Below are 22,872 nucleotides of genomic sequence, written 5' to 3'. Positions count from 1 at the left end.
AACTTTTCAGGCAATAAGTCACGCGTTATTGTGTGTAAAAAACTGAATATTCAGATATTGTTCAGTTTTATATATAAAGGTCGATTTCATTAAATTCTGTCATTCTGCCGGGATTATTACCCAATAAGTAAATGATCTGTATTTAATAATCAGAATTTAGCGCATCTAAAACTTGAAAAATCCCTCATTTTGTTACTTATAGACAACAAACTTACATGAAATTGAATTTAATTTATATGTAAGCTTTGTATTACGTGGTCACGAATGAGAATATCTCCTATTATCACTGCTATTCATTAATAGCATCATAAAGATACTGTTCTATCCACTCCTCGCCGCTGCTCAATTGCACTACGAAGCAGGGCATTGCGAACCTGCTCTTGGTCCAACACGCCTTCGTGCAGACAGAACAGCGATGCTGCCAAAGTATCTTTTGTCATCGTTTGAGGAAACCCAATGAACAACCCTGAAAATAGTCCGTCGGCGACGGGTCCTGCGCTGCTGGGAAAAGAAAGTTTTGCCCCGGCGTTCAAACGCAGACTGGCGCCTGGTGCGCTGATAACCGGTGCAATGGCGCTTGCGCCTGTGTATGCGCAACAAGCCACAGTTACAGAAGCGGCTGCTGCTCCCGGTATTCACGCAGGGACATTGGCGCCCGTGGTAGCAGCGGATGAGGCAGGTTATCAGGCCAGGCAAGTGCAAACCAGAAAATTCGGTGCCACTCTGCAGGAGACACCTAAATCCATTACCGTTATTCCCGAACAGCTGATGCGTGATCGCGGTGCGTCCTCTTTGGCCGACGTGCTGCGCACGACGCCCGGCATTACGCTGGGTTCCGGCGAGGGCGGTACGCCTACCGGTGATCGTCCTTTCATCCGTGGCTACGAAGCCAGTACTGATATTTTTATTGACGGCGCGCGCGATTACGCCCGTGGTTCGCATGAAACATTCAACGTGGAGTCTGTCGAGGTCGTCAAAGGCCCCAGCTCTGTTTTATCAGGCCGTGGCGGTACCGGGGGCAGTATTAACCTGGTGACCAAAGCGCCCAAGCTCGACAACTTCTTCGATGTGACCGCCGGTTATGGTACTTCCGGTCAATGGCGCACCACGATTGACGGCAACTATCAATTCTCCGATAGCGGGGCGATTCGCCTGAATGCCATGAAGATGGGGGGTGAAGTGCCCGGTCGTGATGGCGTGGATATTGATCGCTGGGGTGTTGCGCCTTCGATCGCGTTTGGTCTGAATACGCCAACCCGGCTGACGCTGAGCTATTCGCACATTGAAAATAATGACATGCCTGATCTGGGCGTACCGTTTTCCAATGCCGCCAATCCAGAGCGGGTCACACCGCCAAAGGTCGATCGTGACAATTTCTATGGTCGCCACAATGTTGATTTCCGTGAAAACGTAACAGATACGGCCACAGCGATCATTGAACACGATATCAATAGCAATTTTACGGTCCGCAACCTGACGCGCTATGGTCGTTCCCTGAATCACTATTTAATGACGCGCCCGTCGTTTGACAATTGTGCAGCCGGTGCAGGTGCACCTTGCGCGGATGAAGGACCCGGTGCGCAGTTCACAAGGCTGGATCGCGCGCGCTGGCGTTCCAGCGAATCGCTGGTCAATCAGACAGATTTGTATGGCACGTTCTACACAGGGTCGGTTAAACACAATTTAACGGTTGGCTTCGAGTTTGGAAAAGAAGATGTTTATTCCAAAACAATGTCCGGCACGCCTATTACCTCGCGTGCCGGTGAACTGGACTCTCTGTACAGTCCGGATCCCGGACGTGACTACAGCTATAACCTGATTTACGGACCCAAGGAAAAGGACGGCGATATCAAGACGCGTTCGTTGTATCTGTTTGATACGCTGGAGCTGAATCCGCAATGGGCGCTGAATCTGGGTGTGCGTTTCGACCAGTTCCGTGTGCAGAACAGCACGGACAGCCGCAAGGATAGTTTCGTGAATTATCAGGCGGGCGTTGTGTACAAACCGGTACCCTATGGCAGTATCTATCTGACCTATAGCACCTCTTCCAATCCATCAGGTGAAAACCTGGGCCAGAACGGGGGCGCAGATGGTGCGGCCGGTGCGGCGCAGATTCGTGATCTGAAGCCCGAGCGCAGTCGCAGCTGGGAACTGGGAACCAAGTGGGATTTGCTTGACCAGCGCCTGTCTGTGACCGGCGCGGTGTTCCAGACCGATAAAACCGATGCGCGTACAACCGATCCCCTTACTGGTGATGTGACGCTAGGCGGCAGCAATCGCGTGCGTGGTATTGAACTGGGTGTCGCCGGTTCAATCACACCCAAATGGGATATCTGGGCCTCGTGGTCGTGGCTGGATCCGAAGATTAAGGAATATCGCAATGGCCAGAACGTCTATGACGGCAACCAGATGAAATTCATTGCCCGTCAGAGCGCCAGCCTGTGGACCACCTATAAGGTTCTGCCGCAAGTGACTATTGGCGGTGGTGCTACCTACATGGGCAAGCGTTATGTGGACGACGCCAATGTATACCGGTTGCCTTCCTATTGGCGGTATGATGCCATGGTCCGTTATGATGTGAACAGCAACCTGTCGTTCCAGCTTAACGCCAACAACCTGACCAACAACGAGGTCTATGACGCCTCTCACGTGGGTATCTTCGCCAATATCGGACCTGGCCGTTCGTACATGCTCACGGCATCCTATAAATTCTAAGGTTCGATACCGGAATTGATCGTCAGGGCTGGCAGGTGCAGTGGATGTACCTGCCGGTTTTTTTCAGGATTTTTATTTTCTTATGTTAGTGAACATTCCCGATTTGTTATCTGCCGACGTTGTGATGCAACTGCGCAAGCAATTGGGCCTGGGGCAATGGGTGGACGGCAGAGGCACCTCTGGTTACATCGCAGCGAGTCAGAAAAAAAACCTGCAACTGGCAGAGACCGATCCGCAGGCGATCAGTGTTGGTAATCACATTCTTGATAAACTCAGCCAGAATGCCAGATTCATTTCAGCGACTTTGCCGTTGAAGATTCTTAGCCCCATGTTCAACGCTTACGCCAGTGAGCAGGAATACGGTTTTCATATTGACAATGCGATACGTGTCGATCCACACACAGGTGAACGTATTCGTGCTGATATCTCGGCAACGCTTTTTCTGAGCGAGCCTGATGAATACGAGGGCGGCGAGCTGATCATACAGGACACTTACGGCGAGCAGCGCGTCAAAATGCCGGCGGGTCATATGGTGGTGTACCCATCCACCAGCCTGCACCGAGTGACACCCGTGACTCGCGGAAAACGTGTGGCGGCTGTTTTATGGATACAAAGCATGGTGTGCGATGACGCGCAGCGAGCGATGTTATTTGAAATGGACAATACCATTCAGCAATTGGCCGGGGAACTGGGTGAGCATAGTAGCGTGGTGTCGTTAACGGGCATTTATCATAATCTGGTTCGACGCTGGGCGAGTGTTTAGTTGGTGGAACGTTGAAAACACCGCCTCGTAAGTAACTTCTATTGTCCGATCAATTTCCCGGAAAGCGGGCAGGGCGCCGCTCGACGAAATGAGCAATGCCTTCCTTGAAGTCTTCGCTTCGCAGACTCATGACCATCTCGGTGTTGGCCGATGAGATTGCATCTCCCAGTGTCTGGAATGGCGCTTCCCACAATTGCTGTTTCATAATGCGCACTGATCGTGGCGATACATCATTGCCAAGACGGTGCGCCAACTGCCTGGCGGCATCCGGGAGGGCATCGGCAGGCACCATCTGATGGACCAGACCTATTTGCAGTGCTTCCTGCGCATCGATTTTGCGTGACGTCAGCAACAGGTCCATCGCGTTAGCATGACCGACAATTCGTGGAAGTATCCAGGCGATGCCGTGTTCGGCAATCAGGCCGCGCTGAGCAAAGGCCGTGGCGAATACGGCTTTGTCTGAGGCGAGCCGAAAATCGCTGTAGAGCGCCATGATCAGTCCGAGTCCCGCAGCCGCGCCATTAATTGCACTGATAATGGGTTTGGGCGCAGCAGGGAAATATGAATAACGTGTCTGGTAGTCGGCGCGACGATTCATGTCGTAGGAGCGCATCCATTCTTCTGCACGGATATCTTCAGGAGGCAGCACTTCCAGCTCGTCCATATCCATACCCGCACAAAACGCCCGGCCCGCGCCGGTGAGTATGATGCTGCGCACAGCGTTATCACGGCCTGCAGCTTCGATGGCAGTACGCAGTTCTGCTTCCAGGACTTTGGTCAGCGCGTTCATGCGCTCCGGCCGATTCAGTGTGATGGTGGCGACGGCATCGTCGACAGCGTAGTTCAAGGTTTCATATGTCATAGTCAGGATCATTATTCAGGGAGTGATTCGAGCAATGCGGCAGGGAGCTGGATGGCGACAGGTTCAAGAAATTCCCTGATGCCATGATGGCCGTTTTCGCGCCCAATGCCGGATTTTTTGAAACCACCAAAAGGCGCAGCGGGATTAAATGGTGCGCCATTGATGTCGACCTGGCCAGCGCGTATGCGGCGTGCTACTGCCAGCGTGTCAGGCGTGGCGGGCCCCCAGACGGTACCAGCCAGTCCGTATTCGGTGCCATTGGCCAGGGCGATGCCTTCTTCGATATCGTCATAGCCCATCAGGCACAGAACCGGGCCGAACACTTCTTCCATTGCAATTGTCATGGAGGGCGTGACGTCGGCCAGCACAGTGGGAGGAATGAAAAAGCCACGATCCGGAACCGGCTGTTTAGCACCTACCGGACGGGCGCCTGCTGCGACGGCATCGTCGATCATGGCCTGCACTTTTTTGCGCTGCTGCGCAGAGACCAGCGGGCCAAGTCGCGTTGCTGTGTCTGCCGGGTCGCCCATGCGATAGCTACCAATGAGCTCCTGCAGTATTTGTTCTGCTTCCGGCAGGGCGTTGCGTTGTACCAGCAGGCGCGTAGTGGCGGAGCAGGTTTGACCTGAATTGAGCATGCAACCGGCCAGTGTGGTTTTGACGGCGGTTGGCAGGTCGCTGCCGGGCAGCACGAGTGAAGCCGATTTGCCACCCAGTTCCAGGGAGAGGCGCTTGATCTGGCTAGCGGCGACGCCCGCGATATGGCTACCAGCGCGCGTAGAACCGGTGAAGGAAACCATATCGATATCGGGATGAGAGATCAGCATTTCTCCGATGTCCGGGCCGATGCCCTGTACCAAGTTGAACACGCCTGGCGGCAGGTTGGCCTGTTGTATTGCGTCGGCTAACAGGGCGGCGCTGGTCGGTGCAATTTCTGATGGTTTCAGTACTACTGTACAGCCGGCCAGCAGCGCCGGTGCGACCTTGCCGGTAATTTGGTGCAAGGGATAATTCCACGGGGTAATGCTGGCCACGACTCCTACTGGAACAAGCTGGACCAGGGAATGACCCACACGGGTTTCCCAAGCCAGTTCAGCCGCGAGATCGGCATAATTATTCCAGGCAGCAATGGGGGCGCCGACCTGGATTCGCGCGGCCAACTTGCGCGGCATTCCCACTTCGCGTGAGATGGCCGTGGTCAGCGCTTCTGCTTGTTCCGTCAGTGCGGCAGCGACCCGGCGCACTGCAGCAACGCGTTCGACCAGAGGGGTGGCAGACCAGCCGGGCCATGCCGCACGTGCTGCTGCCACTGCGCTGTGCACATCGTCGTGCGAAGCAGAGCGGTAGCTGGCAAATACTTCTTCAGTAAAACTGTCGGTTACAGGAAGTGCCTGTTCGCCGTTTGCAGCCACCATGCTACCGTTTATAAATAAGTGATCCTGTTGAAGCATGTATTTAATCCTTATGGGGGTGGGCAGGATTGGATGAGGTGCGCCGGGAGATAAATGTTTGCATGACCTGTTGTGGCTCGCCGCTAGCGTAGCATTCTAGCTGGTAGCGGATACCGGCGTTGCAGGCCTGATCGAAGCCGGCTTGCGTTGATTCTCTGAAGCGCTGTTTGGTCAGGCGAAAAGCGGTGCGTGGTAGCGCAGCCAATGCGGCAGCACGCTCCAGGGCACGAGGTAATACCTGATCGGCAGCGACCAGATCGTTGACGAGCCCGAGCGCATGCGCGCGTTCACCGGTGATCAGTTCGCCGGTCAGTGAGAGTTCCTGGTTGAGCGAATGGCCGATTTGCAAGGACATGAGGTACGAACCGACGATGCTCGCCAACCCGGCTCTGACTTCAGGCTGTCCCATGCGCAGTGCGGGATGGGCGACTCGCAAATCGCACATCAGCGCCATCTGAAAACCGGCACCCACTGCTGTTGCGTTCAATGCCGCCACAATCGGCTTGCTCATGTCTCGTATCGCCTGGTACATCGCGTGTTGGCGATTGAGCCAGTCGGCCAAATTGCCGGTGTTGATCGTGCCCGCTTCTTCCAGGTCCTGACCTGCGCAGAAAGCACGCTCACCGCTGCCAGTCAACACGATGGCACGGATCGTTTCATTTGCTTCGAGCGCATACAGTGTGTCCGTCAGGGCTGTACGCAGCGAGGCATTCACTGCGTTCATGGCGGCGGGGCGATGAAGGCGGATCACGGCAATGTCGTCGAGATACTCTGCTAGTACGGTACTTTGGGGTGTCATCCCTGCTCCTTGTTACATTCGATGACGGCATCGACAGCCCATCCCTGGCTGCCCATATCGCCGACAATCAGTGGATTCAGATCGATAGACGTAATATCTTGCGGATGTGATGCTGCCAGACGCGCGAGTGCGACGGCGGTATGCGCCAGTGTGTCCAGGTCGATTGGCGCTTCGCCACGTACCCCCGCCAGAATAGGCGCGATGCGAAGTGTCTGCATTTTGGCGATCACGTCGTCCTTCGAAAACGGATGCAGCAGTACAACGAAATCGCGCAGCGCTTCTACATATTTGCCACCATCACCAATCATGACCACGGTGCCAAAGGTTGTATCCTGTCGAACACCTAAGGCAAATTCTCGTCTTCCGGAAACGCGTTGCGCGACAATAACGCCATCGAACGGCACTTGCAGCGCGGCAACACGCTGTGCACATTGATGCCAGCTGTCGATAATTTGCTGTTCGTTTTTCAGTCCGATAAAGACCAGGCCATGCTCCGATTTGTGTGGAATATGCGCGGAACACGCTTTCATGACAATATCCGGCCCCAGTGCGCGCCAGGCGGCGATTGCTTCATCTACGTTGTGGCACAGGGTGTAGGGTACTGTTGGGATATCCGCCCGTGCCAATATGGCCAGGCTTTCCGCTTCACTTAGAAAGCGATTCGTTCGGTTTGGAAGAACGAGGGGAGATGCTGTTGTTGTTTCCAGTTGGTTGCGGACCATCGCCTGCTGTATCAGGGCGCCATGCCGGCTCCATTGATGTAGTGCACGGATGGCATCCGTTTCGTGCGCAAACACGGGTACACCAGTTTCGCGAAAAATGCGGCGCACCGAAGCTTGCGGCGCTGATATCACAGCGGGTTTTCCAGTATTGCCGGCAAACGCGGCCGTGTCTGCAGCCATGCCCGGGACGTCATAACCCGGTCCAGCCACGGGGACGCCAATGAGAAACATATCGGCATGCGGGTCGGTGGTCAGGGTATTGAGCGTTGCAGCATACATGCCGCTTTGTGTCATCAGGGACGCGGTCAGGTCTACCGGATTCTGGGCAGTGGCAAAGCTGGGCATAATCCCGGCCAGGCTGTGTACTACCGAAGGGGCCAGTTCCGTTAATGAAAGATTCAGAGTATCGGCCGCGTCGGCGCACAGTACGCCGACCGCGCCGCTGTGGCTCATGACAACCAGGCTGTCCGCTGGTTGAGGTGGTATTGTCAGATATAGCTCAACGGCATTGATCAGATCGTGTACATCAGCGGCACGCCAGATACCGTGAAGCTCCAGAAAGGCATCCACGACAATATCATCGTTTACCATCGCACCTGTGTGCGAGGCCGCAGCCTTTGCGCCGTGTGTGCTGCGCCCGGCCTTCAGGGCAACGACTGCTGCACCGCGAGCGTTAGCCAATCGGGCTGTTTCGGCCAGCATGGCCGGATCAGCGAGCGATTCGATATACAGCAGGACGACCCGGATTGCCGGATCAACAGCCGCAGCAAGTGCTAATTCGCACACCGAGGCATCGGCATCATTACCGGAGGCAATCAGATAGCGTACGCCTACCCCGCGTTCACGCAGCATGGCGTAGGGCATGACACTGGCAGCGCCGCTCTGGCTAATGATGGCGACCGGGCCGTCTGCGGGTTCTATTTCCATGAACATGGTGCTGAAGTTCATGATGGCGCCGGTCTGAAAATTGGCTACGCCCTGGGCATTCGGGCCCACTAGCCGTAAGCCCAGTCGTTGCGCCTGTGCTACCAGTTCGGTTTGGCGTGCCACGCCCGCACTGCCGGTTTCGCCGAAACCCGAGCTCATGATGATGGCGCAGGCAATGCCACGTACCGCACATTGTTCGATGACGTCACCTACGGCATTATGTCCTACCGCTATGATCGCGACATCGGGGGTGTCCGGCAGCTCGTCAAGCGAGGCAAATGCCTGCATGCCCTGGATTGTTTTGCGCCGGGGATTGATCGGGTACACCGCGCCGGAAAATCCGCAGCGCTTCAGATAATGCAGGGGGCGTCCGCCCACTTTATTGGGGTCTTCTGTGGCGCCGATTACGGCGATACTGCGTGGCGCCAGGGCATTGCGCAGGCGAGGATCTGGAGAGAATGTCATAGATGCTGCTCGTATTAGTTCAGGCTGGCGCCGGAGTTCTTGACTACCGGTGCCCATTTGGCGGTATCGTTTTTAATCAGATCGGCAAATTCGGCTGACGTGGTACTTTGTGCCGCTGCGCCGTCTTTTTGCATGCGTGCTTTCATGTCGTCTGTTGCCATGATGTCCGCAATTTCCTGTTGCAGCCGGTTCACGATGGTCTCGGGCGTGCCATGTGGAGCCAGCACACCGTACCAGATAGTGACGTCAAAACCATCAAGTCCTGCCTGTTGCGCAGTAGGTACTTCAGGCAAGAGTGGTGAGCGCGCGGGGCCGGTAACCGCAAGTGCAGTGACCTTTCCGGCTTCAATATTCTGTGTTTGTTGCGCAATGGTGTCGAACATCATCGATATGCGGCCTGCCAGCAGGTCAACAAGTGCGGGCGCTGAGCCTTTATATGGAATGTGATTGATCCGGATATCAGCGGTGGTGCGGAAAAGCTCCCCCGACAGGTGGTTGGAACTGCCATTGCCTGCTGAGCCGTAAGTGAGCTCGTCCGGCTTGGCCTTGGCCAGTTTGACCAGATCACCGAGAGTCTTGACCGGCAACTGACGGTTCACGACTAGAACATTCATGGTGGTTGCCATCAGGCTGATCGGGGCAAAATCCCTGATCGGGTCGTAACGCAGGTTGGCATACAGGCTTGGATTGATCGCCATGGTGCCGGTCGTACCGAAAAAGAGGGTGTAGCCGTCTGCTTTAGAACGCGCCACCAACTCCGCAGCGATACTGCCGCCTGCACCACCTCGGTTGTCGACAATCACTTGCTGGCCCAGTCGTTCTCCCAGTTTTTGCGCCAGGATACGTGCCATGGCATCGGTTGGGCCGCCCGCGGAAAAGGGCACGACCAGATTGACAGGGTGGGTCGGATACGCGGGCGTTTGCGCACCTGCGATCGATGAAGTATGCAGGACGGTGGCAGCACATGCGGCCGCAAGGCAATGAGTCAGTTTCAAGGTGGTCTCCTTCGTTGTTTTATCTTGATGGCGACAAGCTTAGCCACAATTGAGATATATATAAATACAAAGTTTATAATTTCAGCTTTCCATTTAAGTGAAACCATGAATCTTAAGCAACTGGATACTTTCCTGCTGGTGGCGGATATGCAGTCGTTGTCTCGCGCAGCGATTGCATCGGACATGGCGCAGTCGCTGGTCAGTCGCCAAATCGCGATGCTGGAAAAAGAGTGGGGTAAGCGCCTGTTTGACAGAACCGGTCGGGGAATGGTGTTGTCCGATTTTGGTCGGCGCATGTACCCCGAGGTTAAGCGCATACTTGATCAGGTGGAGCAACTGGGCGCTACCGCGAGCCAGGCCGCCGGCATACTGACGGGAACCGTTCATATCGGCGTTTTGCCGTCGCTGGCACGACAATTACTGCCGCTTTTGCTGGCGGATATCCGTGAGCGAGCACCGCAGCTTCGCCTGCATGTGACCGAGGGCTTCAGTGGTTCGCTTGACGAGCAACTGGCATCCGGCCGCCTTGATATGATCGTGGTCAATCGCTATGGGTCATCCGCATCGCGCGGGGAAGATGTACTTGGCAAGCTGGATACTTTTCTGGTTGGTAAGGCCGGCTTACCTGAACTGGCAGCGAAAAGTTTGTCTTTTCACTCTCTTGACGGTATTCCACTGGTAGTGCCTGCCGTACCCAATGGTTTGCGCGCGACACTGGATGTATTGTCGCGTCGCCACGATACGAAGCTGAACATCGTCATGGAAGTGGAGACAGGGACGGCGATGAAAGACGTAGCGGCAGGAGGCCATGCCTTCACGCTACTACCATTAACGGCAGTGGCACAGGAAGTCGCTGCGGGAGAACTGCAGGCCAGTCTGATTATCAGTCCAGGGATACGCAGAACCATAGCATTGAGTGTGACCCGTCAGCGTCCGCTGTCCGAAGGAGCCCGACTGGTATCGTCCAGGCTTAGATTACTGACATCTGCGTTATTGACGGAATCGGTCATAGATTGAATGCCGGTATTTGGTACCTGATCTGCTTTCAGCCATATAGGTGCATGTCTTGAGGGCAGATGTCATTCCTCTCGGTAGTTCCCGACCGCAGGTTTATAATGTAATAACTCTGTAGTACGGCTTGCTGCTCAATCGCTTTTCCCCTGCAAAATTCATCGGGAGTTACTCATGTCGAAAATGATCGAATCTATGTCAAAAGCCATTGACGCGCTGCTGCCAGAACTGGAAGCCCTGTACAAGGATCTGCACCAGCATCCGGAACTATCCATGCAGGAATTTCGTACAGCAAAAATTGTGGCCGACTACATGGAAAAGCTTGGCTATGAGGTTACCCGCGAGGTGGGCGTCACCGGTGTTGTTGCAATTTTGCGCAACGGCGAGGGCCCAACTGTCATGTTGCGCGCCGATATGGATGCCTTACCTGTCGCAGAGGCAACGGGGCTGCCTTATGCCAGCACTGTTACCGCCCGCGATGAAGAGGATGTGCAGGTGGGGGTGTCGCATGCTTGCGGTCATGATCTGCATGTTACCTGGTTACTGGGCGCCGCCCGGCTTTTGATCGAACATCGCGATAGCTGGAGTGGTACCCTGATGGCTGTCTTCCAGCCGGGCGAAGAAGTGGGCCGGGGAGCACAAAGCATGATGGATGACGGCATGAAAGAGCGCTTTCCTAAACCGGATGTGATTCTGGGTCAGCATGTGATGGTGGGCGCAGCCGGCACGGTCGGTTATCGCAGCGGACCGATTCTGTCTGCCGGCGATAGCCTGAAGATCAAACTGTTCGGACGCGGCTCGCATGGTTCTCAGCCGCAGACGTCAATTGACCCGGTGATCATGGCTGCGTCCACAACCCTGCGATTGCAGACGATTGTCTCGCGCGAAATCGCACCCAGCGCCAACGCGGTGCTTACCGTGGGTGCATTGCAGGCAGGCACCAAAGAGAACATCATTCCAGATGATGCTACGCTCAAGTTGAATATGCGAACGTTTGACGAAGATGTTCGCGGCTACATGCTGGGCGCCATTCGTCGCATCTGCTGCGCAGAATGCGTGGCCTCCAATGCGCCAAGAGATCCCGAATTCACCACGATTTCCAGTTACCCACTCACATTCAACCATGCGGAAACCACCGCGCGCCTGCGTACTGCATTTGACGCGCATTTCGGTGAACGCGCCTACGAGACTCAACCAGCAGCAGCCAGCGAAGACTTCAGTATTTTCGGGCGCGAATGGCAAGTGCCATACGCGTTCTGGTTTGTCGGTGGAACCGATCCCGAGGTCTATCGCAAAGCCGTGGCCGAGAAAAAAGTGAATGAAATCCCCAGCAACCATTCGCCGAAGTTTGCGCCGGTACTGGATCCGACGTTACGCACTGGCCTGGAAACCATGCTGTGCGCGGCTGAAGCCTGGTTCTCTCCTGAAGATAACGCATAGTGACCTCACACGCACTTTATACCTTCCTGGACCTTTGCGGCACGTTTGCGTTTGCGATTAGTGGTGCCGTTGCCGCCAGGCAAAAGGGTCTTGATTTGTTTGGTATTGCCGCAGTGGCCTTTATGGTCGCTTGCGGTGGAGGCATTGTGCGCGATGTGTGCATTGGCGCGGTTCCCCCGGTAGGTCTGTCAGACTGGCGCTATCTTGCGGCAGCATTGCTGGCATCGGCGCTCACCATTGTTGCCCGTCCGCTGGTCGACAGAATGGATAAACCGGTTATGTTTTTTGATGCCATTGGCCTGGGGATATTCGCGGTTGCGGGTGCGCAAAAATCACTTGCCTACGGGCACAATGCCGAATTGGCTATTCTGCTGGGGGTGGCCAGTGCCGTCGGCGGCGGTATTATGCGCGACGTGCTGCTGTCGCGCATCCCAGCCATCTTAACCCGCGAAATATATGCCTCGGCGGCGCTGCTGGGAGCGATCGTACAGGTTGGTTTTTTCTACAGCGGCATTGCCACCTGGTGGACGCCGTGGGTGGCAACAGCGGTCGCTGTTTTTATTCGTCTTGCGTCTCTGTATTTCGGTTGGGGTTTGCCGGCGTTTCAAAAGCGCCAGCGATTGCGTGAGCGTCATGATAATTGAAAGCTGCGTCCATAATCATCAAAGTTTATGGGTAAGGTTGCTTGTATTTGCTTAAGCCATTTAGTTTTAAACCGTCCTCACTCCTGAAAAATCTCCTCAATCTTCATCCCAAACACGCGTGATATCGCAAAGGCCAACGGCAAACTCGGATCATAGCGCCCGTTTTCAATTGAAATAACCGTTTGCCGTGAGACATTCAAGAGTGCTGCTAAATCGGCCTGGGACAATCCCTTTTCGGCGCGTAATTGCTTAATGATGTTGTTCATGAGTAGCGTTTTTTGCTTGCACTGAGGGCAACGATCCAGAATGCCGCCATCACGGGCCAAATCAGAAAGTAGGAGAGTTTGGGAAATCCTATCGTTTCAAGAAAGCCGTAGCTGAACGTGGTCACGGCTGTCAGACCGAAAGCCCAGCTCAACGCTTCAAACTGGATCTTGCGCTGCAGTTCATCCATGCTTCGCAATTGGCGAATAACCACCCAGCAAATACCGATGGCGGGAATCATTGGCAGGAGTGCAACGGGCACACGAAAGAGTGATGCGGAGTCCATCTCTTTTAATAAAAAGACTGAGAGAAGAAGTAGCGCGGCGTAGCACACCATAGCGATAGTGAATTCGATAAAGTATTTCTTCATGAGTAAGTTTCCACAAAGTATGTAAAGGTTGCTTTACTATAGCATTGAATTATTTATGATGTAAAGGTTGTTTTACATAACCAATCGCTTCTTATCCTGGTTGAATTGAGATTCAACTTATAGGCACTCATATCACATTTGTTGTTCTATACCAGTTCAAGTTCCGGACGAAAAAAAACCAGCCGCAAGGGCTGGTGAATCACCCAATAGGTGGGTGAGGAGACGAGTTAATTATAACGACCGGCCAGAGCAGGGGATATTCAAGGAAAGTTAATTTTGTAAGTGTCAAAGTAACATAATGTGACGGTCGATGCGTTGAGCGCGAAGTCTGAGTGTGCCAATCGCTTTTATTTCTTGCGGGTATGCTTGAAGTGATATCGATGATTGCCGGCCACTGCGCCGACTGTGATGGTTGCTGCAATGTGCATTACACTGCTTTGGCCTTCATCGCAGAATAAATGTCGCATATTTGTCACTGGTGAGAAAAGATGGCTATATCCATATGTTTGAAAGCCAGCATGTCTTTTGCGTGCGTGTGATGAAAACTGATTTTCTGCTAGTGCTCGCCTGTACAAATGAAGGTGGTTAGATGATAAAAATTAACCGCTTAATGCCTTGAAAAAAAATGATAAGTGAAATACAGCGCGAACTGAAATGCGAACTCCGTTCATAACGCGCGCTTCTTTGTATGTGGCATTTTTCCTGGGTTGAGCCTAAAACCATTCAAAAACCGCAAACTATACAGTACAGCCACTGCTCTTTATATTGTTTCAAATCTGAACAATTTATTAAAAATTCAGATTTGGAAAAATACATTATCAGAGGATGTTTGATTGATGAAAAAACTTTAATGAGTGCTGCATTGGCTTTCGGTTTTACGGGCGTGGCTCATGCAGAAACTTCTGTGACGCTATACGGTATTGCAGATGCGGGAATCGCTTATCGACAAACCAAAGTTACTCAAGGCGACAGTTTCACCAAAACCCGGGACGTTGGTCTGCTGAGTGGCGTAAAAAGTGCCAGCCGCTGGGGATTAAAAGGCGCTGAAGATTTAGGTAACGGTACAAGTGCCATCTTCCAACTGGAAAATGGTTTTGATATTGGAACCGGCCGTGCTACTCAAGGCGGACGATTGTTTGGTCGTTTAGCCTATGTGGGATTGTCCGGCAGCAACTGGGGTACGCTGACTTTAGGGCGCCAGACCAATGTCGCCGCGGACACTGTCTCGTCACTTAATCCGTTTGGAACCAGTTATGGTCAGGCAGGGACGCTGAACGGCGCATTTGGCGCCTCTGTTTTTGCTCGCATGGATAACTCGATCAAATATCTATCACCGGATCTGGCGGGCTTCAAGGTGGGCGTGGGTTACGCCGGGAAAAACACCAAGACGACCGGTAGCGACGGCTTCGAGGATTTTGAGGAGCGCAATACCTCCAACTGGATCACGGTGGGTGCCTCTTATGAAAATGGACCACTTACGGTCGCTGCTTCCTATGATCGTTTCCGGACCGACTATCGCAATTCAAACGACGAGGATTTAAAAGGCACGACCCATTTGTGGAATCTGTTCGGTGCTTATGACTTTGATGTGGTCAAAGTGTTTTTAGGTTACGGCCAGGTGCGAGGTTCTGTTGCGAATCAGGTTATTGTTGAAAATGGCGCAGGAAGCACTGGCTTGAATGCGACGTTGAACGATTTCACAACGGTTACCAATCCGGGAAGTGCTCACTATGGTTTGAACTATGCGCAAACCAACGGTTATCGTCAACAGGCATGGGTTGCCGGGCTGTCCGCTCCGATAGGAGATGATGGGAAAATTTTATTCTCGTATCAAGGCAGTGCTACAAAAAATACGGCTGAAGCGTTCGATGGCGTGAAAGGCAAGTTGCACATTTTCAGCCTGGGCTATGATCATAAACTGTCAAAACGTACCAGTGTGTATGCGGTTGCCTCTTATGGTTCGGGTAAATTGAAGTTCGATAATGCGGAGAACGTTAAGTTGAAATCTACCCTGGCTGCCGTGGGTTTGAATCATCGTTTCTGATCATTGCATTGGTTGGAGGTTGGGTGCTTGTGTGATCAGCACTCATCTTTCAAAAGTACAGGAGTAAGTAAATAGCTAGGGGCAGGAGGGCAATCGTAGTGGGGTGTGTGTCAAATGATCCGCTCCATTTAAGACGTACGACGGCCCGCCTGAGTTTGTAAACATCCTGCAGGGTTACTTCTCGTCTACCATCGCATTCGCTTTTTTGCGGGTTGAGCAGGCTAAGTATTAAACCTGTTTGATTTCTTCCAGCAGTTCCGGGTGACTTTGCAAGAGTTTCAATAGTTGCGCCGGCGCTAACGGGGGGGTGGTTTTACCTGTCTCATACCGCGAAAACGCATTTACCACGCCGCCAAAGATAGCTGCTGCCTCTTGCTAATCAAGATTCAGTCTGCGTCGGACGTTGGCCACAAAAAACGGGCGCAACGATAGGGGCGTTGACTTGTTTCTTAGAAGCTTTGATCATCCCGCAGATACGAAAAAGCCGCTTAAAGAATCGTGCTCTTTAAACGGCTAAGTATTTGTTTTCACTAATTTTTATATGGTCGGGACAGTAAGATTCGAACTTACGACCCTCTGGTCCCAAACCAGATGCGCTACCAGGCTGCGCTATGCCCCGACGTGTTCACTAAATCAGCGAAGAAAAGGATATTAACATAAACTTCGATTTAATGACAAGTGGGTTGTGACATAAAATCTACACATTCAGTAATTAGCGACTTTGTTTGTTGCGCATTTGCTCCAGCTTGCGATTGGCGCTTTCCATGCCGCGCTGTGTTCGGTTGTACGAAGACCAGCTCGGTCTGTCATGATCTCGCCTGCTATTCCAGTTGTTGCCACGATCGTGATCCCGGCGGTCTCTCCAATCGTTTCGGTCACGGCGACGTTCGGCGTCGCGGCGTGCTTCTTGGCGACGTTCCCAATCACGGCGGTCATTGCGTCGGTAATCTACATTTCTGTATCCGCTGCGATAACCGCTTCCATAATAACCGGAACCGTAGCCTCCGCCGTAATTATCATAACGGTCAGAATAACGACCATAGCCGTCATCTGCGTAACCGACACAGCCGGCCAGGGTACCCAGTGCTGCTAAAAATATGACCAATATCTTTTTCATATGAACCTCCATATTTGAAATTTTTGTTTCTCTGGCTATTCAAAAGAATATATCTCATTTACCCAACCGTAAATGAGATTTCGTTAATCAGATTATCGTACTTATTGTGTGACCAATGTGTTTCTGAAGTACGACAGATGCAAGGTGACTCCCCAGTGTTGTTACAATTGACGATGTTTTCCATATAAATACCTGAAAAATAATAAATTAATTTGTAATGCATCGAAATGTTTGCCAACTGGAAAACGAGGATGATGGTGCGTCAGGTGGGTGCTGCGGTTGATCCGCGCCAATGCGCGGTGTTAATCGACCTTACATTTGGGCCGGCAGGTAAAGTATGCCGAAATCAGCCTGTAGATGAGAAAGGGCTGTATAAGAAACAAAGAAGCGGCTCACTGGGCACCTCAACTATTGACAGCAGGGTGTAGGTGTCGCATTGATGTCACGAACAGGTGATGCAATAGCCGGTTTATGATCTTTTTCCGTTCAGTATGTAGACGTCCGTAAATTAGATGTGCTATATTCTCGTTTCTCCAGTTCACGCACTCGTGGTGAAATAGGTAGACACAAGAGACTTAAAATCTCTCGGGCATTGCGCCCGTGCCGGTTCGATTCCGGCCGAGTGCACCAGAGATGGTCTCGCATCAACAGGAAGCTTGGCAGAGCGGTTGAATGCACCGGTCTTGAAAACCGGCGAAGGGTTAAACCTTCCGTGAGTTCGAATCTCACAGCTTCCGCCAGATTCATATGCTCGAATCCGGGCATTATTAAGAACCCCGTTTATTCATTGAATAACGGGGTTTTTTGCTGCCTTGCGTTTTTGGCCCTGGCGGCGGATGCAGGCCATGTTGATTTGTCGTGTTTATGCCCAGGTTTTGTGGATTCCTTTTTTAATGACTTAAAATAATACATACATAACCAGAAATAATAACCAACACTGTCAAACGGGTCATTGTATTGAAGTCGTGACATCTTGCAGTATGGTGAGGGCCTGGTCTGAATATCCGCTGCATAATCCAATACGATTGACATGAAACCCAACAACGGTACTATTGACGATACTTCTTTAATCCTCCCTGAGAACGTTCAGCGTGGAAATATCTGGCGTTTATCTATTGCACAGGCGTTGGCTGGTGCCAATTCCGTGGTGGTATACGCAACGGGTGCCATTGTGGGTGAAAATCTGGCTCCCTCGCCGGTGCTGGCGACATTGCCTATCTCGATCTTTGTGGTGGGGATGGCTGCGTGTATCCTCCCTGTTGGCAAGATTGCCCAGCGTTATGGGCGACGGGCGGCATTTCTGGTGGGGACCGGTGCCGGTGTGCTGACTGGATTGTTGGCGATGCTGGCGGTTATTCAGGGCTGGTTCTGGCTTTTTTGCCTGGCTACCTTCTTCGGTGGCGGCTACGCGGCGGTAGTATTGACGTTTCGTTTTGCGGCTGCGGACGGAGTGGAGAAGGGGCGGCGTGCACGGGCCCTGTCGCTTGTGATGGCGGGTGGTGTCGTGGCGGGAGTTATCGGCCCTCAATTGGTTACCTGGACTATGGATCTCTGGGAGCCTTATAAATTTGCCGCGACTTTCCTGGTGCAGGCAGTGGTGGCTGCGCTGTCTGCGGTTCTGCTGCTGGGTGTGCGTCTGCCGGCGCCAACGGTTACCGAGCAGGCCGGAGGTCGACCGCTTTCAGTGATCGCATCGCAGCCACGGTTTATCGCGGCGGCCGTGAGCGGTGCAGTCGCTTATATGCTGATGAATTTTTTGATGACCTCCGCGCCACTGGCAATGCATATCTGCGGTCATTCGCAGGAAGACGCCAATCTGGGGCTGCAATGGCATGTGATTGCCATGTATGCGCCCAGTTTCTTTACGGGAAATCTGATCACCCGCTTCGGTGCCAGTCGTGTGGCGGCCGTGGGTTTGTTGCTCACTGGTGTTTCGGCTGCTGTGGGGCTGGGTGGTATTGATGTGGCGCACTTTTGGGGTACGCTGATTTTGCTCGGCCTGGGCTGGAACTTCGGGTTTCTGGGAGCTTCGGCATTGGTGCTGGAGTGTCACTGGCCGGAAGAGAAAACGCGCGTGCAGTCGCTCAATGATTTTATTGTTTTCGGACTGATGGCAGCCGGTTCCTTTGCTTCGGGCGGCTTGCTCAGCGCGTACGGCTGGAATATGGTGCTGTGGGTGTCCTTTATACCCCTTGGCCTGGCGGTTGTGGCCTTGGTGTTGGCCAGAAGAACAAGCGCACCTGCGCTTGCTGTTCAAAACGAAGGCCGCTAGCACGCAATGGCTGCGAGCTGAAAGGCGTCCGCAGGTGGCGCCTATTGCTTATTGGCAGGCACTTGTCAGGTGAGCGGCTGTCTCACTGTTTGTGCTACACTCGGCTCGTTCCAAAATACGGGCCACCCCGAAAATGCAATCATGTCTGCGGACTCGATTGCTGACATTCTTCCCATAAACAGACCCATGTAATTGTCTCCTTTCAATCGCAGATTTTCTGTTCACGCTACTGGATAGCGATGCCGGCATTGAAAAGTGCTGGCGTTTTGCTGTCGTCATCTTCCTATTCAACATTTCGGCTTCCGCCGCTATTGGCAGCATCTCATCGTTAACGGCGATGGCAAACGATGCGGTCTTGCGTTCCATGTGCTTGCGCGCGGGCCGCTTATGACTGTATAGGCGTCCGGGGCCCGAAAAAATTAAAATTATGTTTACAAAAAACACGATCAAACAGGATTGGTTCTCAAATATCAGGGGCGATTTACTGTCGGGCATTGTGGTGGCGCTTGCGCTTATTCCCGAAGCCATTGCATTTTCCATCATTGCAGGCGTAGATCCTAAAGTGGGTCTATATGCTTCGTTCTGTATTGCGGTTGTCATCGCCTTTACCGGTGGTCGACCGGGCATGATTTCCGCGGCAACCGGTGCCATGGCGCTTTTGATGGTAACGCTGGTCAAAGAGCATGGCCTGCAATACCTGCTGGCGGCGACCTTGCTTACCGGAGTGCTGCAGATCTTTGCTGGTGCACTGCGCCTGGGATTGTTGATGCGCTTTGTGTCCAGCTCGGTGGTAACTGGTTTTGTCAATGCACTGGCCATATTGATATTTATGGCCCAGTTGCCTGAGTTGATGAACGTGACATGGGTTGTTTATGTAATGGTGGCCGCGGGTCTGCTGATTATTTACCTGTTTCCGTTTATCACCAGAACGATACCGTCGCCGCTGGTGTGCATCCTGGTGCTGACGGCCATTTCAATGGTGCTGGGCCTGGATATCAGAACGGTGGGTCATATGGGGGAACTGCCTGATAGTCTGCCGATTTTTCTGTTGCCGGATGTGCCGTGGAATTTGGAAACGCTGAAAATAATTCTGCCATACTCGGCGCCCATGGCGGTGGTGGGGTTGCTTGAGTCGTTGATGACGGCGGCGATTGTCGATGGTTTGACCGATACTTCCAGCGACAAAAACCGGGAGTGTGTTGGGCAGGGCGTGGCCAATATTGCTGCCGGTTTTCTTGGGGGGATGGCAGGATGCGCAATGATCGGTCAATCAGTCATCAATGTAAAGTCCGGCGGCCGTGGGCGTCTGTCCACCCTGACTGCCGGTAGTGTGTTGTTAATTCTGATTGTTTTTCTGGGACCATGGGTCAAACAGATTCCCATGGCCGCATTGGTGGCGGTGATGATCATGGTGTCTATCGGCACGTTCAAGTGGTCGTCCCTGCGTGATCTGACCCGACATCCAAAAAGCTCGAGCATTGTCATGATCGCTACTGTCGTCGTGGTAGTGGCAACACATGATTTGGCCAAGGGCGTATTGGTGGGTGTTTTGTTAAGCGGGATATTCTTTGCTCACAAGGTGGGGCGGGTGCTTAGCATCACTTCAGTTAAAACCGGTGGTGTGGAGTCCACCACCTATGTCGTGGCGGGAGAGGTTTTCTTTGCCTCGGCGCAGTCCTTTATGTCGAAATTTGATTTCAAGGAAGTGATTGAAGAGGTTATTATTGACTTGCGTTCAGCAAGGTTCTGGGATATTACCGCAATTGCTGCCTTGGATTCGGTCATCCTCAAGTTCCGACGCGAAGGGGCTGTGGTTACTATCCAGGGCCTGGATCAGGCCAGTGCGACGCTGGTAGATCGTTTTGCTGTTCATGATAAACCCGAAGGAGTGGGTGGGCGGGCGAACCATTAACGCGGGAGACACGAATGAAAAAAATTATTGCGTGCATCGATGGCGCCCTGCACACGCTGGTGGTATGTGATTATGCAATTTGGGCATCGCAGCATTTAAATAGCCCTGTAGCGTTTTTGCATGTGCTGGACAGCCATCCGGAGCAGGCTTCGCTTGTTGACTTGAGCGGAATGATTGGTTTTGATGCGCATGATAAGCTGCTGAGTCAATTGAGTGCGCTGGACGAGCAGCGCAGCAGGCTGGCGCAATTGCACGGGAAAAATATTCTGGAGGCGGCCCGAAAGCGTGCGCAGCAGGCAGGCTTGACCGCGGTTGAGTTGCGTCAGCAACATGGTGTGCTGGTGCAAAGTCTGCAGGATTCGCAGTTCGAAGCCAGGCTGATTATCCTCGGGCGGCATGAGCAGGCTAAAGGCGCGCATCGTCGTTATTTTGATCACAATGTAGAAAGGGTCGTCAGATCGGTTGATCTGCCGGTACTGGCCGTGTCTTCAGTGTTCCGGCCTCCTGGTCGCTTCCTGATTGCATTTGATGGTAGCGAGACTGCGCGGAATATGGTGGAGCGCCTGGCCGCAAGTGCGTTGCTGACGGGGCTGCAGTGCCATGTGCTATGCGTTAGTGAGGATGCGGGACAGGCTGGCCTGCAAATGGACTGGGTGCGGTCGGTGCTGACTGCGACGCAGTTCGAACCCATCATGGCCGTGTTGGCCGGGGTGCCCGAGAGGGTGATTGTGGATTATATCTTGTCCAGAGGTATTGATTTGCTGGTGATGGGGGCCTATGGGCATTCGCGGATTCGCGAGCTTATTGTCGGGAGCCTCACAACCACGTTATTGAGAACCAGTCCGGTGCCTGTGCTGGTCATGCGTTAGGTGTATTCGCGTTTGACCCCCAACGGCAGGCCGTGCAATGGTGGCATGCATGATTGCCTTACATTCATGTGGTGTAGTAATCCTGATTGAGTCGCGATGGGCTTTATTTCCCTGATTGATCGCATCCCGAAAGCGCGGGTGGGTTTCAACGTTAAAATCTCCTGATTGATCGTCAGGCATTGCATTTTTGCACATGGCCTCCGTTATTTTTTCAGGAGAGGACAGATGAAGGCAGTTGAGATTTCCACCCCGGGCGGCCCCGAAGTATTAAAATTGGTAGAGCGCGAAAAGCCCGTCTTAAAGCAGGGTGAGGTTCTGATTCGTGTCACGGCTGCCGGGATCAATCGACCCGATGTGTTTCAGCGTAAAGGTTCGTACCCACCGCCGCCCGGCGCATCGGATCTGCCTGGCCTGGAAGTGGCTGGTGAAATCGTTGACGGTGATGTTGCCGGCACTTCCCTGAAAATAGGAGATCGGGTATGTGCGCTGACGCCGGGTGGCGGGTACGCCGAATTCTGTGTCGCCCCTGCGGGCAATTGTCTGCCTATTCCAGAGGGGTTCACTGATGTAGAGGCAGCGGCGTTGCCAGAAACATTCTTTACGGTCTGGACCAATGTTTTTGATCGTGGCGCGTTGTCCGGCGATGAAACGTTGCTGGTTCATGGCGGCGCCAGTGGTATCGGCACCACGGCGATTCAAATTGCCCGGGCGCTGGGGCACAAGGTTTTTGTAACGGTAGGTAGCGACGAACGCGCAGCGGCTGTGGAGGCGTTGGGGGCCACCAGGGCCATCAATTACAAAACGCAGGATTTTGTTGAGGAAATCAAAAAGCTGACGAATGACACGGGTGTGGATGTGGTGCTGGATATGGTGTCTGGCGAATACATCAATCGTAATATCAAGTGTCTGGCTGACGATGGAAGAATTGTGATTATTGCCCAGCTGGGCGGTAGCAAGGCCACCATCGATACGGCACAGGTCATGCGACGACGCCTGACGATTACCGGTTCAACCTTGCGTCCGCGTAGTGTCGCGTTCAAGACACAGATTGCCCAGGCGCTGCAGCAAAAGGTGTGGCCATTGTTGAGTGCCGGCAAAATCAAACCCGTCATTCATGCCACATTTGCCCTGGCGCAGGCCAGTGAGGCGCATGCGATGATGGAAAACGGCGAAAATATCGGGAAAATCGTCCTGACAGTTTAAGTTTCCTTTTAGAAATGAAAAGGTTAT

Annotated in this window: 18 protein-coding genes, 3 tRNA genes and 1 pseudogene; 12 read left to right on the top strand and 10 right to left on the bottom strand. The window is 53.1% G+C overall.

Features of this window, described 5'->3' with window-relative positions:
• Positions 1-456: 456 nt before the first annotated feature.
• A complete protein-coding gene (locus MIM_RS13045) occupies positions 457-2,715 on the top strand; it encodes a TonB-dependent receptor (protein WP_042070302.1) in 2,259 nt (752 codons plus the stop codon).
• An 82-nt stretch (positions 2,716-2,797) separates the two neighbouring features.
• On the top strand, positions 2,798-3,478 hold the full coding sequence (locus MIM_RS13040) for a Fe2+-dependent dioxygenase (protein WP_025373198.1): 681 nt from the start codon (positions 2,798-2,800) through the stop codon (positions 3,476-3,478).
• Between the two features lie 49 nt (positions 3,479-3,527).
• Here MIM_RS13040 and MIM_RS13035 read toward each other — a convergent pair whose 3' ends face one another.
• The 5 genes from MIM_RS13035 to MIM_RS13015 are packed head-to-tail and all read right to left on the bottom strand — an operon-like array spanning position 3,528 to position 9,699.
• The gene (locus MIM_RS13035) at positions 3,528-4,340 is read right to left on the bottom strand and encodes an enoyl-CoA hydratase (protein ID WP_025373197.1); all 813 of its coding nucleotides are present in this window, start codon (positions 4,338-4,340) and stop codon (positions 3,528-3,530) included.
• An 11-nt stretch (positions 4,341-4,351) separates the two neighbouring features.
• Positions 4,352-5,791, bottom strand: coding sequence for an aldehyde dehydrogenase family protein (locus MIM_RS13030; protein ID WP_025373196.1), 1,440 nt, complete (start codon positions 5,789-5,791; stop codon positions 4,352-4,354).
• Between the two features lie 4 nt (positions 5,792-5,795).
• Positions 5,796-6,590, bottom strand: a complete 795-nt coding sequence (locus MIM_RS13025; RefSeq protein WP_025373195.1) for an enoyl-CoA hydratase/isomerase family protein — start codon at positions 6,588-6,590, stop codon at positions 5,796-5,798.
• Positions 6,587-8,704, bottom strand: coding sequence for an acetate--CoA ligase family protein (locus tag MIM_RS13020; RefSeq protein WP_025373194.1), 2,118 nt, complete (start codon positions 8,702-8,704; stop codon positions 6,587-6,589). The genes MIM_RS13025 and MIM_RS13020 overlap by 4 nt, the downstream gene beginning before the upstream one ends.
• A gap of 14 nt (positions 8,705-8,718) precedes the next feature.
• Complete coding sequence (locus MIM_RS13015; protein ID WP_025373193.1) at positions 8,719-9,699, bottom strand: Bug family tripartite tricarboxylate transporter substrate binding protein; 981 nt, start codon at positions 9,697-9,699, stop codon at positions 8,719-8,721.
• 105 nt (positions 9,700-9,804) lie between these two features.
• Between MIM_RS13015 and MIM_RS13010 the strand changes: the two genes are divergently transcribed.
• From MIM_RS13010 to MIM_RS13000, 3 genes are all read left to right on the top strand, one after another.
• On the top strand, positions 9,805-10,716 hold the full coding sequence (locus MIM_RS13010) for a LysR substrate-binding domain-containing protein (RefSeq protein WP_025373192.1): 912 nt from the start codon (positions 9,805-9,807) through the stop codon (positions 10,714-10,716).
• Between the two features lie 168 nt (positions 10,717-10,884).
• The gene (locus tag MIM_RS13005) at positions 10,885-12,150 is read left to right on the top strand and encodes a M20 family metallopeptidase (protein WP_025373191.1); all 1,266 of its coding nucleotides are present in this window, start codon (positions 10,885-10,887) and stop codon (positions 12,148-12,150) included.
• Positions 12,150-12,794, top strand: coding sequence for a trimeric intracellular cation channel family protein (locus MIM_RS13000; RefSeq protein ID WP_025373190.1), 645 nt, complete (start codon positions 12,150-12,152; stop codon positions 12,792-12,794). The genes MIM_RS13005 and MIM_RS13000 overlap by 1 nt, the downstream gene beginning before the upstream one ends.
• Before the next feature lie 77 nt (positions 12,795-12,871).
• On the opposite strand, the gene MIM_RS12995 is transcribed toward MIM_RS13000, so the two are convergent.
• Both MIM_RS12995 and MIM_RS12990 read right to left on the bottom strand, forming a co-directional pair.
• A complete protein-coding gene (locus MIM_RS12995; RefSeq protein WP_025373189.1) occupies positions 12,872-13,060 on the bottom strand; it encodes a helix-turn-helix transcriptional regulator in 189 nt (62 codons plus the stop codon).
• Positions 13,057-13,428 (bottom strand): hypothetical protein, encoded by a 372-nt coding sequence (locus MIM_RS12990; protein ID WP_025373188.1) that lies wholly within the window; start codon positions 13,426-13,428, stop codon positions 13,057-13,059. Before MIM_RS12990 ends, MIM_RS12995 begins: the two co-directional genes overlap by 4 nt.
• Positions 13,429-14,116: 688 nt before the next feature.
• Here MIM_RS12990 and MIM_RS12985 point away from each other — a divergent pair.
• Entirely contained in the window at positions 14,117-15,472 is a 1,356-nt protein-coding gene (locus MIM_RS12985) for a porin (protein ID WP_025373187.1), read from the top strand.
• Positions 15,473-15,700: 228 nt separating this feature from the next.
• Here the strand turns inward: MIM_RS12985 and MIM_RS23670 are convergent.
• The 3 genes and pseudogenes from MIM_RS23670 to MIM_RS22175 form a co-directional block, all read right to left on the bottom strand.
• Positions 15,701-15,935: pseudogene (locus MIM_RS23670) on the bottom strand (type II TA system antitoxin MqsA family protein); the annotation flags it as partial.
• 79 nt (positions 15,936-16,014) lie between these two features.
• A tRNA-Pro gene (locus tag MIM_RS12980) sits at positions 16,015-16,091 on the bottom strand.
• Positions 16,092-16,184: 93 nt separating this feature from the next.
• Positions 16,185-16,589 carry a hypothetical protein gene (locus tag MIM_RS22175; RefSeq protein ID WP_025373186.1) on the bottom strand — a complete coding sequence of 135 codons (405 nt, stop codon included), beginning with the start codon at positions 16,587-16,589 and terminating at the stop codon, positions 16,185-16,187.
• Between the two features lie 542 nt (positions 16,590-17,131).
• Between MIM_RS22175 and MIM_RS12970 the strand changes: the two genes are divergently transcribed.
• The 6 genes from MIM_RS12970 (at position 17,132) to MIM_RS12945 (ending at position 22,845) form a co-directional block, all read left to right on the top strand.
• Positions 17,132-17,219, top strand: a tRNA-Leu gene (locus MIM_RS12970).
• Between the two features lie 20 nt (positions 17,220-17,239).
• A tRNA-Ser gene (locus MIM_RS12965) sits at positions 17,240-17,329 on the top strand.
• 290 nt (positions 17,330-17,619) lie between these two features.
• On the top strand, positions 17,620-18,861 hold the full coding sequence (locus MIM_RS12960) for an MFS transporter (protein WP_025373185.1): 1,242 nt from the start codon (positions 17,620-17,622) through the stop codon (positions 18,859-18,861).
• Between the two features lie 427 nt (positions 18,862-19,288).
• On the top strand, positions 19,289-20,773 hold the full coding sequence (locus MIM_RS12955) for a SulP family inorganic anion transporter (RefSeq protein ID WP_025373184.1): 1,485 nt from the start codon (positions 19,289-19,291) through the stop codon (positions 20,771-20,773).
• A 14-nt stretch (positions 20,774-20,787) separates the two neighbouring features.
• Complete coding sequence (locus MIM_RS12950; protein ID WP_025373183.1) at positions 20,788-21,642, top strand: universal stress protein; 855 nt, start codon at positions 20,788-20,790, stop codon at positions 21,640-21,642.
• A 225-nt stretch (positions 21,643-21,867) separates the two neighbouring features.
• Entirely contained in the window at positions 21,868-22,845 is a 978-nt protein-coding gene (locus MIM_RS12945; protein ID WP_025373182.1) for an NAD(P)H-quinone oxidoreductase, read from the top strand.
• Positions 22,846-22,872: the final 27 nt, after the last annotated feature.

It is taken from the genome of Advenella mimigardefordensis DPN7, from assembly GCF_000521505.1.
Lineage (GTDB): Bacteria > Pseudomonadota > Gammaproteobacteria > Burkholderiales > Burkholderiaceae_B > Advenella > Advenella mimigardefordensis.
This window is presented reverse-complemented; position numbering and strand designations above follow the sequence as displayed.

Bases quoted from the DNA above. Each gene is read 5' to 3' on its own strand.
- MIM_RS13045 (WP_042070302.1), top strand. From the start codon at position 457: ATGAACAACCCTGAAAATAGTCCGTCGGCGACGGGTCCTGCGCTGCTG.
- MIM_RS13040 (WP_025373198.1), top strand. From the start codon at position 2,798: ATGTTAGTGAACATTCCCGATTTGTTATCTGCCGACGTTGTGATGCAA.
- MIM_RS13035 (WP_025373197.1), bottom strand. From the start codon at position 4,340: ATGACATATGAAACCTTGAACTACGCTGTCGACGATGCCGTCGCCACC.
- MIM_RS13030 (WP_025373196.1), bottom strand. From the start codon at position 5,791: ATGCTTCAACAGGATCACTTATTTATAAACGGTAGCATGGTGGCTGCA.
- MIM_RS13025 (WP_025373195.1), bottom strand. From the start codon at position 6,590: ATGACACCCCAAAGTACCGTACTAGCAGAGTATCTCGACGACATTGCC.
- MIM_RS13020 (WP_025373194.1), bottom strand. From the start codon at position 8,704: ATGACATTCTCTCCAGATCCTCGCCTGCGCAATGCCCTGGCGCCACGC.
- MIM_RS13010 (WP_025373192.1), top strand. From the start codon at position 9,805: ATGAATCTTAAGCAACTGGATACTTTCCTGCTGGTGGCGGATATGCAG.
- MIM_RS13005 (WP_025373191.1), top strand. From the start codon at position 10,885: ATGTCGAAAATGATCGAATCTATGTCAAAAGCCATTGACGCGCTGCTG.
- MIM_RS12995 (WP_025373189.1), bottom strand. From the start codon at position 13,060: ATGAACAACATCATTAAGCAATTACGCGCCGAAAAGGGATTGTCCCAG.
- MIM_RS12990 (WP_025373188.1), bottom strand. From the start codon at position 13,428: ATGAAGAAATACTTTATCGAATTCACTATCGCTATGGTGTGCTACGCC.
- MIM_RS12985 (WP_025373187.1), top strand. From the start codon at position 14,117: ATGTGGCATTTTTCCTGGGTTGAGCCTAAAACCATTCAAAAACCGCAA.
- MIM_RS22175 (WP_025373186.1), bottom strand. From the start codon at position 16,589: ATGAAAAAGATATTGGTCATATTTTTAGCAGCACTGGGTACCCTGGCC.
- MIM_RS12960 (WP_025373185.1), top strand. From the start codon at position 17,620: ATGAAACCCAACAACGGTACTATTGACGATACTTCTTTAATCCTCCCT.
- MIM_RS12955 (WP_025373184.1), top strand. From the start codon at position 19,289: ATGTTTACAAAAAACACGATCAAACAGGATTGGTTCTCAAATATCAGG.
- MIM_RS12950 (WP_025373183.1), top strand. From the start codon at position 20,788: ATGAAAAAAATTATTGCGTGCATCGATGGCGCCCTGCACACGCTGGTG.
- MIM_RS12945 (WP_025373182.1), top strand. From the start codon at position 21,868: ATGAAGGCAGTTGAGATTTCCACCCCGGGCGGCCCCGAAGTATTAAAA.